Origin of the sequence: Mesorhizobium sp. B2-8-9, from assembly GCF_006439475.1 — a bacterium.
GTDB lineage: Bacteria > Pseudomonadota > Alphaproteobacteria > Rhizobiales > Rhizobiaceae > Mesorhizobium.
Genome location: NZ_VFTQ01000002.1, coordinates 326,686 through 339,635 on the forward strand (window position 1 = coordinate 326,686; position 12,950 = coordinate 339,635).

The 12,950-nt window shown below is 59.5% G+C and carries 14 protein-coding genes; 6 read left to right on the forward strand and 8 right to left on the reverse strand.

What is annotated here, in order from left to right:
- Nucleotide 1 precedes the first annotated feature (1 nt).
- Entirely contained in the window at nt 2-970 is a 969-nt protein-coding gene (locus FJ423_RS03835) for an ABC transporter permease (protein ID WP_140839332.1), read from the forward strand.
- A gap of 199 nt (nt 971-1,169) precedes the next feature.
- Complete coding sequence (locus FJ423_RS03840; protein ID WP_140839334.1) at nt 1,170-2,132, forward strand: manganese catalase family protein; 963 nt, start codon at nt 1,170-1,172, stop codon at nt 2,130-2,132.
- 397 nt (nt 2,133-2,529) lie between these two features.
- On the opposite strand, the gene FJ423_RS03845 is transcribed toward FJ423_RS03840, so the two are convergent.
- Complete coding sequence (locus FJ423_RS03845; protein ID WP_246680079.1) at nt 2,530-3,027, reverse strand: response regulator; 498 nt, start codon at nt 3,025-3,027, stop codon at nt 2,530-2,532.
- Nucleotides 3,002-5,704 (reverse strand): PAS domain S-box protein, encoded by a 2,703-nt coding sequence (locus FJ423_RS03850; protein ID WP_140839336.1) that lies wholly within the window; start codon nt 5,702-5,704, stop codon nt 3,002-3,004. Before FJ423_RS03850 ends, FJ423_RS03845 begins: the two co-directional genes overlap by 26 nt.
- A 424-nt stretch (nt 5,705-6,128) precedes the next feature.
- Between FJ423_RS03850 and FJ423_RS03855 the strand changes: the two genes are divergently transcribed.
- The 3 genes from FJ423_RS03855 to FJ423_RS34740 are packed head-to-tail and all read left to right on the forward strand — an operon-like array spanning nt 6,129 to nt 6,939.
- Nucleotides 6,129-6,398 carry a hypothetical protein gene (locus FJ423_RS03855; RefSeq protein WP_140839338.1) on the forward strand — a complete coding sequence of 90 codons (270 nt, stop codon included), beginning with the start codon at nt 6,129-6,131 and terminating at the stop codon, nt 6,396-6,398.
- Nucleotides 6,388-6,609: a hypothetical protein gene (locus tag FJ423_RS03860; RefSeq protein WP_095768511.1), complete on the forward strand. Its 222-nt coding sequence runs from the start codon at nt 6,388-6,390 to the stop codon at nt 6,607-6,609. Before FJ423_RS03855 ends, FJ423_RS03860 begins: the two co-directional genes overlap by 11 nt.
- 42 nt (nt 6,610-6,651) lie before the next feature.
- Nucleotides 6,652-6,939 (forward strand): hypothetical protein, encoded by a 288-nt coding sequence (locus FJ423_RS34740; protein ID WP_181174709.1) that lies wholly within the window; start codon nt 6,652-6,654, stop codon nt 6,937-6,939.
- 269 nt (nt 6,940-7,208) lie between these two features.
- Here FJ423_RS34740 and FJ423_RS03870 read toward each other — a convergent pair whose 3' ends face one another.
- From FJ423_RS03870 to FJ423_RS03890, 5 genes are all read right to left on the reverse strand, one after another.
- Nucleotides 7,209-7,496 carry a hypothetical protein gene (locus FJ423_RS03870; protein WP_095768510.1) on the reverse strand — a complete coding sequence of 96 codons (288 nt, stop codon included), beginning with the start codon at nt 7,494-7,496 and terminating at the stop codon, nt 7,209-7,211.
- A gap of 546 nt (nt 7,497-8,042) precedes the next feature.
- The gene (locus FJ423_RS34040) at nt 8,043-8,393 is read right to left on the reverse strand and encodes a hypothetical protein (RefSeq protein ID WP_246680080.1); all 351 of its coding nucleotides are present in this window, start codon (nt 8,391-8,393) and stop codon (nt 8,043-8,045) included.
- A gap of 198 nt (nt 8,394-8,591) precedes the next feature.
- Nucleotides 8,592-9,362, reverse strand: coding sequence for an exodeoxyribonuclease III (gene xth, locus FJ423_RS03880; RefSeq protein WP_140839340.1), 771 nt, complete (start codon nt 9,360-9,362; stop codon nt 8,592-8,594).
- Nucleotides 9,363-9,391: 29 nt separating this feature from the next.
- Nucleotides 9,392-9,757, reverse strand: a complete 366-nt coding sequence (locus FJ423_RS03885; protein WP_140839342.1) for a VOC family protein — start codon at nt 9,755-9,757, stop codon at nt 9,392-9,394.
- Nucleotides 9,758-9,827: 70 nt separating this feature from the next.
- On the reverse strand, nt 9,828-10,391 hold the full coding sequence (locus FJ423_RS03890; protein WP_140839344.1) for a DUF1003 domain-containing protein: 564 nt from the start codon (nt 10,389-10,391) through the stop codon (nt 9,828-9,830).
- Nucleotides 10,392-10,574: 183 nt separating this feature from the next.
- Here FJ423_RS03890 and FJ423_RS03895 point away from each other — a divergent pair, with 183 nt between their 5' ends.
- The gene (locus tag FJ423_RS03895) at nt 10,575-11,213 is read left to right on the forward strand and encodes a hypothetical protein (RefSeq protein WP_140839346.1); all 639 of its coding nucleotides are present in this window, start codon (nt 10,575-10,577) and stop codon (nt 11,211-11,213) included.
- Between the two features lie 15 nt (nt 11,214-11,228).
- Here the strand turns inward: FJ423_RS03895 and FJ423_RS03900 are convergent, their stop codons facing one another.
- Nucleotides 11,229-12,746 (reverse strand): PAS domain S-box protein, encoded by a 1,518-nt coding sequence (locus FJ423_RS03900; protein ID WP_140839348.1) that lies wholly within the window; start codon nt 12,744-12,746, stop codon nt 11,229-11,231.
- Between the last annotated feature and the right edge of the window lie 204 nt (nt 12,747-12,950).

The following is a 12,950-nucleotide window of genomic DNA, read 5'->3' on the forward strand; positions in this document are numbered from 1 at the left end:
TATGAATCGTGCCCGCCTCGTCCGCATTATTGGCACCTACGGCGTATTGATCGCCCTCGCTGCGCTCATTCTATTCGGTTTCCTGCGCTATGATCGGTTCCTCAGCTTCTACAACGTCATGACTCTCCTGCGTTACAATTCCATGTTCGCTCTGGTGGCGCTTGGTATGTGCTTCGTCATCATGACAGGGGGAATCGATCTTTCCGTGGGCTCCGTCGCTGCCTTGGGTAGCGTGGCTTCGGCATTGGCAAGCCCTTATGGAATCGTTCCTGGTCTCGCGGCGGGTATAGGCGCTGGGCTGGCCGCCGGGTTCATCAATGCGACCCTTGTCACACGCGCCAATTTGATGCCGTTCATAGCCACTCTCGCCACGATGCAGGCCGCCAGTGGCTCGGCCCTCCTGCTTGCGGGCAACCAGACCGTTTCGGTCTCCTATGAATCGGGCTTCACTGCCATCGGCCAAGGCAATTTCTGGACGTTTCCGATCCCGGCGGCGATCGCCGTCGTGGCATATCTCATTGGTTCCCTTGTCTTGAATTACACCGGCACCGGACGGGCGGTGCTGGCAATCGGCGGCGGCGAGGATGCTTCGCGTCTCATGGGCCTGCGGACCGATCCTGTGAAGTTTTTGGTCTATGTCGCGAGCGGGGGATTGGCAGGGCTCGCCGGCGTTATCCTGGCATCGCAGTTTGGGGCGGGACAGCCCATTGAAGGAGTGGGGTGGGAATTGTTCGCCATCGCAGCCGTTGTGGTCGGCGGGACGCTGCTCACCGGCGGCTCGGGTTCGGTTGTGACCACGCTCGCCGGCGTGCTCCTGCTCGGCATCCTTTTCAATGTTCTGAATTTCGAGAACGGGATGGGATGGATCTCGCTTTCAGCCTACTGGCAATCAGTGATCCGAGGACTGTTCCTCCTGGTGGTAGTTCTCCTTCAGGCCCGACTGACACGGCGGCGCCTCAACGCGCTCTGATCGTCTCGGTCCTCCCACTCAAGTATTGCAAAAGGTTAGCTTGCAGGAATTCTCGTGCAAAGTCGGATCCGGGTGAGCACGCGACGTCAACGCGGCTCCGCGGATTCAGAAAACGCACGTTTTAAGTCATTCTGTCTTAAACGCAGGAACATTCCAGGTGTTGGGAGGTTACGGAACGCCAACCCTTGGAGGAAGCCTCATGTTCATGCACAATAAACGACTGCAATACACCGTTCGTGTTTCCGAGCCGAATCCGAGGCTGGCGTGCATGATCATGGAGCAGTTCGGCGGCGCCGATGGGGAGCTTGCCGCCGCAATGCGCTATTTCACCCAAGGGCTAGGCGAAGACGATGTCGGCCGCAAGGACATGTTGCTCGACATAGCGACCGAGGAGCTCAGCCATCTCGAGGTCGTCGGCTCGATCGTCACCATGCTCAACAAAGGCCTGAAGGCGCAGCTGGCCGAAGGGCAGATGAAAGAAGCCGAACTGTACTTGATGGTCGGCGCAAGCGGCACGACAGCCAAAGAGTCCATCTTATTTGGCGGCGCACCTGCGTTGTGCGACTCGGCCGGAGTCCCGTGGACTGCCGCCTATGTCGATTCCCGCGGCGAGCCTACCGTCGATCTGCGATCTAACATTGCCGCCGAGGCGCGTGCCAAGATCGTCTATGAGCGACTGATCAACATCACCGAAGATCCCGGCGTCAAAGACGCCCTCGGATTCCTCATGACGCGCGAAATCGCGCATCAAAAATCTTTCGAGAAAGCACTCTACGCGATCGAGAACAACTTTCCGACGGGCAAGCTCCCCGGCATTGAGAAATATGCGAGTATGTACGTCAACACGTCGCAGGGTGAAGGGGACACGAATGGGCCATGGAATTCGGGAGACGAATGGGACCGCGTGGACGATCTTGAGGAAGTCATGCCGGCGGACGATGGCGATGGGACAGCAACAGTCAAGCTGGCGGCCAAAGACATGAAAGTGGTAGCAAAAATGGGAGAGCGGACGCTTTCGGATCCCTCCTCCGATCCGACCACAGGCGCCGATATTGGCGCCGGGCCGGGGGCCGGACGAACCAAGAATGGCGACATGGGCGGCGCGGCCAATATCAACGAGGCGCCTGTGCGCGCCGAAGCCGCCGCTCGCAAGAAAAAATAAGATTCGGGCTGATTGAACCTGCCGACCTGACGAGGCTCGGTTTCGTCTACCCGTCACCGTCCTGACGGGTAGACGAGCCTGCAAGAGCGGAGAGGCGGAATCGTCTCCCGCACCTGTCTGTACTTTTCGCTTGATGTTTCGAGCACCTTGGGTGCGAGACGCTAGGGCGCTGTCACGCATGTCGAGGAAGGCAGGGTCACGATATATCCGGACGGCCTTGCAGATCTTCCGAAGATGGGGCGCGACAGCCCCCAAACGTTAAAAGCCGTGATCATGTACAAGCAAGGCCGCGATCGAGACGAACCTGCCTCAAGGCGAAGAGAGCAGAGCACCTTGGCACCCAAAATCAAGCACTGATGTGGCGCGCTCGGCGGATCCAACTGCCCTCCCCGCGCGTTCAGCTCTCCTTCTTGAGCTCCTGAAAGGCATCTCGAATGGCTGCGACTAGCGTCGCTATAGAATAGGGTTTCTGCACCCAGCCCAGCGGTCTGGCCGCCTCGGCTCGAAGCCTCAAGTCGCGATCACCGTGCGCCGTCGTAAAGATACATCGTATGCCAAGCTCGCGGTACAATTCCACGGCCGCGTCGATGCCGTCCCGCTTGCCAAGCAAGCGGATATCCATCAGGGCAAGCACCGGCTTGGTCGAGAGCGCCATACTTATCGCCTCATCGGCGCTGGTCGCGACGCCCGCTAGCGAGAAGCCTTCGGCCAGCAGTCCGGCCTCTATATCCAGCGCGATCAGGTAGTCGTCTTCGACGACCAAGATCGACTGGTTCAGAGTGGTTTCAGCGTGTCGTCCGCTCACATCATCTCGGGAGAAGACGACCTGCGGCCCGAACGATCGATTAACATCCCCCGCACGGCTCAACTCAGGTATCGCTGCTTTCGGTCGCAAGGCCAATCTCCTGGGGCATCAGACAAAAGGTCACGGTGCATCTGGACGGGTGCCGGCTAACTTCAAAAGTCCCGCCGATCTGTCGCACTAGGCCTTCGACAAGTCGCAGGCCTGACGACGACGAGCGCACCGAACTCAGTTCGAAGCCCGGGCCCTCATCCTCGACCACAAGGCTAATGGCTCGGCCGTTCTGTCTGATGGAAACACGGATGGTTCCAGGGCCATTTCCGGGCAAGCCGTACTTCACTGCATTGATCAAAAGCTCGTTGATAGTGAGCGCCAGCGGCATCGCAATGTCGTTTGGCAGTTGGATCGGATCTGCCTCGCAGAACAACTGAACAGCCGGGGGGAACATCTGTCTTGCGGTCTCGCAAACAGCTCCCAAGAAAGGTCCGGCACCGAAGTTGATGGCGTCGGGCGTGTCATAGAGGACTCGCTGAGCGGCGGCCATGGCGGCCACCCGCTTGCTGGCCTCATCCAGAACCGTCCGGGCCTCCGAACTCTTGCTGGTCCTCGCCGCAACCGAAAGCAGGGACTTCAGCATCATCATGTTGTTCTTCACGCGATGATTGAGCTCGTCGAGCAAGATCCGTTGCTGGGTTTCGGCCTGCTTACGCTCGCTCACATCGACCAGCATATTTATGGCGCCGGTGATGTTTCCAGCGGCATCGCGCATCGGGGTCGGATAGGGAATGAATGGAACCCGAGTTCCATCCGGCCGCTCGGCCACCGCTTCATATCCTCGGACGGGCCGCCCTTCGCGCAGCGAGATGGCCATGGGACATTGATCGTGGGGAAGCGGCGTTCCGTCCGGCCAGTAGAGCTTCCATGTCACGCACCATTCGTCGGTGCCAATCACGGGCGTTCGGCCGGCGAGTTGCACCGCAGCTTCATTGAAATAGGTGATCTTGCCGTCGCGATCGGTGGTATAGATCGCGGCAGGAATGGCAGCGAGCAGGTCTTGAAGGTGGCGCTCGCTGTCTTGTATCTTCGCTTCCGCTACCTTTTTGTCCGTTATGTCTCGGGCTATTTTGGAAGCTCCGACGATACGGCCTGACGCATCCCGCACCGGCGATATTGTGAGAGAGATATCCACCAGCGTTCCGTCTTTGCGGCGGCGAACCGTCTCGAAATGATCCACGAGTTCGCCGTTGCGGATGCGACCTAATATCAGCGGTTCCTCACCCAGCCGATCCTCGGGAATGATGGTGGTGATGGGCTTGCCTACCATCTCCGCGGCCGTATAGCCGAATAAGCGCTCGGCGCCGCGATTCCAGGTCGAGACGATGCCTCTGAGATCTTTGCTCACGATGGCGTCATGGGACGACTCCACGATTGCCGCCAGTCGCTGGGCCGCATTCTGCGCCTTGACACGCTCAATGCCGAACCCGAGCTGACGCGCGATTGTCCGGGCGACTTCGATCTCTTCTGCCGAGCATTCGTGCGGCTCGTCGAAATAGGCCATGAACTTGCCCAGCAGACGCCCGCCTTCGATTATCGGAATGAAACAGACCGCGCCGATGCCTTCTGTTCGGATTGCGTCTCTTAAGTTGCTGGGGAGCTCGGCCTGTTCCACATCGCGCAAGCAAATTGGCTGCGGATCGTGATCTGCCGCGGACCAGGGCGAATGGCCTTCCACGGCACTTCGATACGCGTCCGACAAGCCCCTCCAGGCGGCAAACTTCATGATCCCGCCTTCCAAAAGCAGAATAGAAGCGCGCTGACATCTTAGCCCGCGCTGGATCGCATCGAGCGCAGCCTCGTAGACGTCTTCGCGGCTATAGGCGTGCTGCAGCATTTCCGTCAATTGATGCAGCGCAGCCTGCTCCTCGGCCCTTTGGGCGAGTGTCGCCTCGATCTCTTTGCGCTCGGTGATATCGTGCTGCACCCGTACCGCGTAACGAAAGCGTCCGCTGTCGTCGTGGACGCTGGAAGAGGTTACGACAGCCCAGAAAAGCGACCCGTCCTTGCGGACGAACCGCTTCTCAATCGTGTAGCTTTTGATCTCCCCGGCGACCTGTCGGCGATATTTCGTTCGATCCGCCTCGACGTCGGAAGGAAAGGTCTGATCGAAAATCGATCGGCCGACAAGCTCCTCCTGCGTATAGCCCAAAAGACGGCACAAATGTCCGTTCACCCGCAGCAGCCGGCCTTCGGCGTCAGCTTCCACGATTCCCACACCAGCGCTGTGATAGGTCAGGGCAAGCCTCTGCTCCTGTTCGCGCAACAACTCTTCCGCTTCGACCTTTTCAGTCACGTCGATGGTGATGCAGCGGGTGTTGAGAAACCGACCCTCAACTGAACGCACGTTGGATGTTATCTCCACCCAACGCATAGAGCCGTCTTTGGCGCGCAACCTCGCGCGATAGTGTTGAAGCTGCTCATGCCGAGAAAGGCGGTTCAAAATGTCGTCGATTGCGGCGGCATCCGCGTGAAATTCGCGGATATTGCGGCCGACGTATTCGTCCGCGGCATAGCCGAGCAAGTCCAGTTCGGCTCGATTGGCGCGCAAAATGGTGCCGTCATTGGCCACCAGGTGGAGAGCCACGGCTGCATTCTCGAAGAAATCTTCGAGCTCGCTGCCGGAGTGGAGGGTCGCGATGGTTACTTCGCGGGCCTCGCCACCAGACAGGGTTCGCGGGCCAGAAATGCTGGAGGGCAAGGCTCGTTGTTCCATGAAAGGCTAAAGTCCCCTAAACGCAGCTTAACACCCGATTTCGCAAGAGGTTCCAACGCGCTGGGCAATTCACCTGGCCAGTAGCCGCAAGGGTTGATGCTGGAAGGCGTTCGCCGGTGCTGGGCCCACAAATCCGGCAACTCGATGACGCCGCTATTTTCTAGTCGTTTGCCGCTCGCTTGCACGACACCGCGACCTGACCAGACCCCATTTGGAAAGCAGCCAGTCAAAGATCCGGTTCCCGGCCTGGCTTCTGCCGAGAGGCTGCCCGCTCCAAGGACGCAACCGATGCTGCGGAGCGTTAATAATTCTGGACGCTAATACAAGTCGCTACATATTTAACGGTCGTGCAGTTGTCGGAGACTTAATAGGCACACGACTGCTGCCAAGGGATGACGCGCTGATTTCGGGATGGAGGAAGGCCGTGGAAGATCACGCCGGCTCGGCGCCCAATGTAGCTGATTTCGTCATTCACAAGATTCTGGACACGTTCGAATACTCCGAGCGCGGCGCGGTGATCACGATGGTCGATCCAGGGCTGAACTACAGTCGCGCGAATTCATCATTAATTCATAATATCAGAAGATTCTCACGAGCTTGCATGCTGATGCTCCTCACTGTGGGCAGGCTGCGAATTCGGGCGGCGGCGAAACAGACACGAGCGGGGGGAGGAGGACTGACCAATGTCGAATAGAGAAATCGGAACATCCCGGTCGCTCGGGATGCGTGTCGCCGATCTGAGAACCAGGATGCGGGACGCCAGGATCACCGAGCATGAGATCAAGACCTTCCAGAAGGTCGCGGCCATCATGGGGCGCGGCGAAGGCTCCTTACGCATCGACGCGGACGATTTGATCGCCGCGTCCTTTCTTGCCGAGACGATGGGCGAACCGACGCTGAACTGACAGTTTCAGGTATCCCGGGTTCAGAAGCGGAGAGCCCGCGCCATGGTAAGCCTCCATTACGGGGTTGCTGTCGGCGCGGGCTTCGCCATCGTCCACGCCTTTGCCAGATTGATCAGAACGGGCGCATGCCGCGGATTTTCGATAAGCCGCGACTTGTCCGCAAGGCTCACGGTCATGGCTCTCGGCCCTTTTGCCGAACCGACCGTCAGCGCGCTGGAACATGTGCAGGGCCCGCAAGCGGCCGAAGCGAACATCCACGTCATGAGCAAGCCGCGGCTGGACGCTGGTGGCCACACCCTTCCCGTTCTACGTGCATGCGCGCCAGCATGACTACTACCGCTGGACGCCAGCTGGGCTCAAGTAGCTAATGGTCTACGGCGGCGTCGCCGAGGAGGATGCGCAGGCGTTCGGCTGGGGTAGCAAGGCGTGCGCCAAGGCTATGTCGGTGGGCCGGTGCGGGCTCACGCCCTATGGCGAGATCTCAGCAACGATGCGGAATACTCGCTGACGGTGTAAAGCCTGGTCGAGGGGCAAATATCAGCATAATTTTTAGAGTAGCCGAGTTGGGCCGCGAACCAGCTCCAACGATTGCGCTAACTCTATGTTGCCTTCACGATCCTTGGCTTGGTCGGGCGGCGGGATTGAGTTCGTCCTTCGAGAGCCAAGGCCAGCCGCTTCTCGTCTTCGATGGCGCGATCAACTGCCTCAATTTCTTCTTGGAGCGCTTTCAGCTGAGCACCATAGCTGGAGCCTTCGCTATCCCCGATCTGAAAGCCACTTGCCCGCATTGCGTCGCGCGTATGGTGCACATTACGGACGCCTTCGCGTCGAGTCGCGACCAGGATTTCCCTGAACTCTCCAAGACGTTCAACGTGAGTGCGGGTCATTGCGTTCTCCTATCGTCGGCATAGTAAGCCGGCGGCGATTCACAAGTGCCGAAACTCATAGCGCAGACGCTATAAAATCTATGGGAAAGACTCTAGACAAATCATGATCATGAAAGGTCAAATTTGAACTTCTAGCAACAGGGCACAGGCGCGGCTGGTGAAAGTTAGCTTGTCGTCTATCTACGGCGTGCTGGTCTTTTTCATAGACCGCTTGTGCTGGCCCATCCAGCTGCCGATTCTACGCTTTGATTGTCCGCTTCTAGCGAAAGCGACGCGGTCAAGAAGTTCGATATGAGGCGCTTACCACTCGGAAAAATGGAGCCCCGTTTGGACTTCCGTTGGGCCGTCTGACCTGGGGGCCTCACGAACCGGCGAACCCGCCTGCCTGAACCAAGCCGGGGCTAGCCTGCCTTTTCAAGTTCGTCCGAAGCAGGTCGAGGTCAACAGACGCTGTTGGAAAAGGTAGAGGATTTTCGCACCTGTTCCCCGATCGTCCGTCCAGACGATTTGGTGCTTCGCGCAGGGGTCACCGCACCGAAGAGGTATTTATTCCTGCTCTAGCCTGCCTTCAAGCTCCTTCAGAAAATGCGCTTCGTTAAGGAGCGAGTCCCAGTCCGTGCCGATGCGCTTAAGCAGTTCGCCAGCTTGGTCATCTGAGATGCCGGCCTCCCTGGCCAGCCGTGCCGCTAACTGATCCAACACGGCTTTCTCAGCCTCGGGCAAGCTGCCTTCCCGATGATGCATCGCCTCGAAGATCACCCCGAACACACTATCAACTTCCTCGTGGATTTCGCTGGCCGGAATGCCTTCTCGCTCTGCCCCTTTCATCATCTCATCGGCGAGATCACTGACGGCCATGGGATCATCTGTCATGGCGTTCGGCAGGTGCTCTGCCATCCATTTATCGAGGAAGTTGATGCCTCTGGTGCTCATTCCGGCATAAGCGGCAGGCGAACATTAGGTTCCGCTTGTGAAGGTGCGCTGAGCCCGCCACCCGCGAGGGGCGTCTGGAACGCGGTTGACATGAAGGCCTATCCGAGAAAGACCGGACGAAAGCGCAAGCACCTTGTCTTTTGAGCGGTCAAGCAAACTGTCTTAACCGAGGTCGATCCAGGCGGGTGCGTGATCGCTGGGCTTTTCCCAGCCACGGGTCTCGACGTCGACACCCGCGGCCAGAATGCTCTCCGCGAGCGACGGGCTTACGAGCAGATGATCCATCCGCAAGCCGGAGCTTCGGTCGTAGCCGCCGCGATAGGAAAAGTTCCAGTAGGTGTAGATGCCCTTGCCCGGGTGGATTAGTCGCATGGCATCGACCCACCCCAGGCTCAGCATGCTGGCATAGGCCTCCCTGCTTTCCGGAAAGAAGACGGCGTCACCCAACCACCGCCGAGGGACTACGGCGTCGATCTCAGTCGGGACGACGTTGAAGTCGCCACAAAGCACGGTGCGCTCGCCGAGCAGTGACTGGCTGTAGTCGACGAGACGCTCGAACCAGCGCAGCTTGTAATCGAATTTCGGGCCCGGCGCCGGATTGCCGTTCGGGAGGTAGATGCAACCGACGATCAGGCCGTCGATTTCAGCCTCCAGATATCGGCTGTGCGTGTCGTCGGGATCGCCAGGCAAGCCCCGGCGACGTTCGACCGGATCCCTCCCTCGCGCCAGCACCGCCACTCCGTTGTAGGATTTCTGGCCGTGCCAGATCGCGCCGAGACCGGCGTCCCGAATTGCTTCGATGGGAAATTTCTCGTCGGACGTTTTCAGTTCCTGAAGACAGACCACGTCATAGTCAGTCTCGGCCAGCCACTTCAGGAGCACCGGCAGCCGGCCGTTGACACCGTTGACGTTGAAGGTCGCGATCCGCGTCACAGTGTTTTCCTTACCTGGAGTGCGCTGCTTCAGACATCTGCGGCGAAGGCTACGGCTTCGACATTGCGGCCGTCCGGGTCGAGCACAAAAGCTGCATAATAATCCGGTGCGTATTGGGCGCGAATGCCAGGCGCGCCATTGTCGCGACCTCCGGCGGCGAGGCCTGCCTTGTAGAACGAGTGCACCATTGCGCGGGAGCCGGCTCGGAACGCTATGTGGATAGGTGCAGGAGGGGGTCCGAATGCCCCTATCCAGAGACGACCGGCATGGCCACCCAACATTGCCCAGCCCTCTCCGGATTCGAGCACGCCAAGATCGAGAGGAGCGAGCACTGCTTTGTAAAAAGCGAGCGATTTTTCTAAATTCCCGACGTTGAAGCCGATGTGGTCGAACATGCTCCTATCCTCTGATTGACCCAACCTGGTAGCGGCTCAGTTTCAAATTGCCGCTTCTATTGGCGAGCTGTCACTTGGGCGTCCGACGGTCATCCACCTCTTCAATCTTGTCCAGAACCGCCTCCGGCGCCACATCGCGCTTGAGTTCCTTGAGCTCGTGATCCGCATCGGTATCTATGTTCAGACGCTTGGCAATCTCCTCTACCAGCTTGATAAGCTTGGTGGTTTCGTGCTCGTTAAGCAGACTGACCTGCAGATCGAGGTCTGCCCTGGAATTGTCCTCCGCACTCATTCGGTTCTGATTGATCAGCACGAAGGTCGAGAGAAAGATGGCCTCGACCGAGGCGAACATAGCCAAGATGACCAGTGATGGGTCCCAGGGTCTGACAAAGCTCAGGATGCCGAGATTGAGGGCGATCCATATCCCGAAGAAGACAATGTGCAAGTAGACGAAGACCATGCTTCCGGCGAAGCCGCTTATCGCTGCGGCCGCGCGCTCCTCCAGCGATGCGGCCGTGGCTTCTCGTTTCCGCCTCTCGATCAGCGCCTCAATGTTTCGCGCCAGAGCGGGGGCAAGGCCTTCCGGCGCCGGCTTGGTTGGCGTGAACTGACCGTTGCTTTTCGATGCTGCCATCCGTCCAATCCAGTCTCTTCCGTCTAGCCAGCCTAACTCGCCGATCGACAATTCGCTCCGTTGGGGGTTCTCAGATGGCGGATATTGGAAGAATCCTCTGTCTAAGATCGGTGGCGCCGCGTCACACCGGGTTGCCTCTTGCACCGGCGTTGTGCTTGGCCCAGCCCGGCCTATTTATGCGATATGCCCGGGCGCCGAAAAACCGAACCGACCGCCAAATTAATGGCTGAATGGCCGCTTTCACCGGCGGCGACTCTGGGATCGTCCATGCGGGCCAGGGGCATTTTCCTCGAGATCCGCGCGCGCCTTCCTGCGCACTTGAGAAAGCTGCTTCACATCGAATCCCGCGTGCTCACCTTGCGCCTGCCGGAGGGCGCCGATGCCGATGTGCAAGCGGCAGCGGCTATCGTGTCTAAGGCCATGATCGACATCGAAGACCTTCCGGTCATCCCCCGTGAAGCCGAGGACATCCTGACGATCTCGTCCGGCGAGCGGCACCGCTGGCTGAAGGACGGCCGGCTGCAGAGCGCGGGGACAAGAACCGTCAAGCTTCGCGGCCGCGCCAGGAAGATCACCTTCCATGTGTTCGACCCGCGCCACATCGAAGATGTGCTCGACCGCGATCTGGTCACGATCTGGCGCGAGGAAGACGCGGCAGCCGCCGCCGAGAACCGGCGACGGGCTGTCGCAAAGGCGGCAGTCAAGCGTGCGCAAAAAAAGGGCCGCGAGGCTGCCCATTCAGCCAGGAATGGCCGAGACGAAAACTCGGAGGCCAAACTGCGCGGATGGGAAGATTTTGAGAGCGATGGGCTGCTGCGCTGACAAGCGGCTCGGGCATCAGACCGAGAATCTTTCCCTATCGATCGTGATCTCAAGGACAATTCCGGCGGGGTCCCAATCTCGCACGACTCCGCCGAGCTCATTCGCGGCGGCGCGGATCAGGCGGCTCCCGAAACCTTCGTCTTCGGTTGCGACCGGAGGTGGTCCTCCTACCTCTCTCCACTGGACACTCACCTTACCGTCTCTATTGGAGCAAGCGATCTCGATCGAGCCGGCGGGCGCCGAGAGGCTCCCGTGTTTGGCAGCGTTTGTGGCGAATTCGTGTAGCAGGAGAGAAAGCGGCGTGATCATCGCTGGAGGCACCGGCAGATCGATGCCACTGATCGCGAAGCGGGGCTGCTCGTCAGTTCCATGCCGGTATGGCGCGAGGATTGCGGCGATCAATGCATGTAGGCTCGTCGCGCCATGAACAGACGGGCCAGTCGAGGGGAGCATCGTCAACGCATGCGCCCGCGCGAGGGCGCCGAGGCGGTCAGAAACGGTGGAGGCGAGCGCGGCCGGAGTTTCAGCAGCTGGCGCGCTCAAATTGACGATGGTCTTTGCGATGGCAAAGAGGTTCTTCACGCGGTGGTCCATCTCGCGAAGCAGCAACTCCCGCTGCTCCTGCGCCCGCAGCCGCTCGGAAATGTCACGGCCGATCTTGGAGACACCGACAATTGCGCCAGACGCGTCCGCGATGGGGGAAGCGGTCAAAGAGATGGGAATGCTGCTGCCATCCTTGCGCAGGCGAACGGTCTCGAAATGCTCGACATGCTCTCCATTGCGGATGCGCCCCAGGATCTCCCGCTCCTCGATCTGCCGATCGGGCGGTATCAGCAACATGAGCGGTCGTCCGACCATTTCCTTGCGGCCGTAGCCGTAGAGACGCTCAGCGCCGCTGTTCCAGTCCGTGACGATGCCATCCAAATCGGTCGCGATGATTGCATCATCCGAGGATTCGACGAGCGCGCTCAGTCGCGTCGCGCTGGTTTCCGCCCGCTCCCGTTCGATCGCAAACCCGAGCTGACGCGCAATAGTCAACGCAAGTTCGCGTTCACGATCCCCGAAGCGATGGCGTGCCGGATAGTAGACCATGAACTTGCCGATGAGCTCGCGGGAGCTGGCAAGCGGGATGAAAGCCAGCGCTTCGATTCCCTCGCCAAGGACCGTGTCGATGATCTGCCGAGATTCACCGCTGAGACGAATATCCTCGACAAAGATAGGCTCGGCATCGTGCTCCCCGCGCGTCCACGGCGTGTGACCGTTAACTGCCTCGCGGTATTCATTAGAGAGTGAGCGCCAGGCGACGAAGCTCATGACGCCGTGGCTGTCAAATCTCAGGATCGAGGCGCGTGACGAACCGAGGGCGTCGCATATGGCATCCAGGGCCGCATCGTAGATCTCGCCAAGGCCGTTGGCACGGTAAAGTCGGTCGGTGAGACGAAAGAGGACGGCCTGCTCGCGGACAATATCGCCGTCGGCCGGCTCAAGCTGGCCTCGGCCCATGCCCGGATCACTCACGGCTCCGTGCTGCATGGCTCTGTCCCACGGATGGCTCTATTGAAAAGTTCGGCCATCCTCGACCAAATAGCACCGCGTCCAGGGTCCAGGTCCTTGGACTGCTCGATCAAGACCCCATGCCAAAGAATATGCGCCCTGCGCAGTTTCGCAATAGGGACTTGGGGCATGACGTTGATTAGGACCGTCAGTCGTTGTCCGTGCGGCTTTACGCTGACTGCG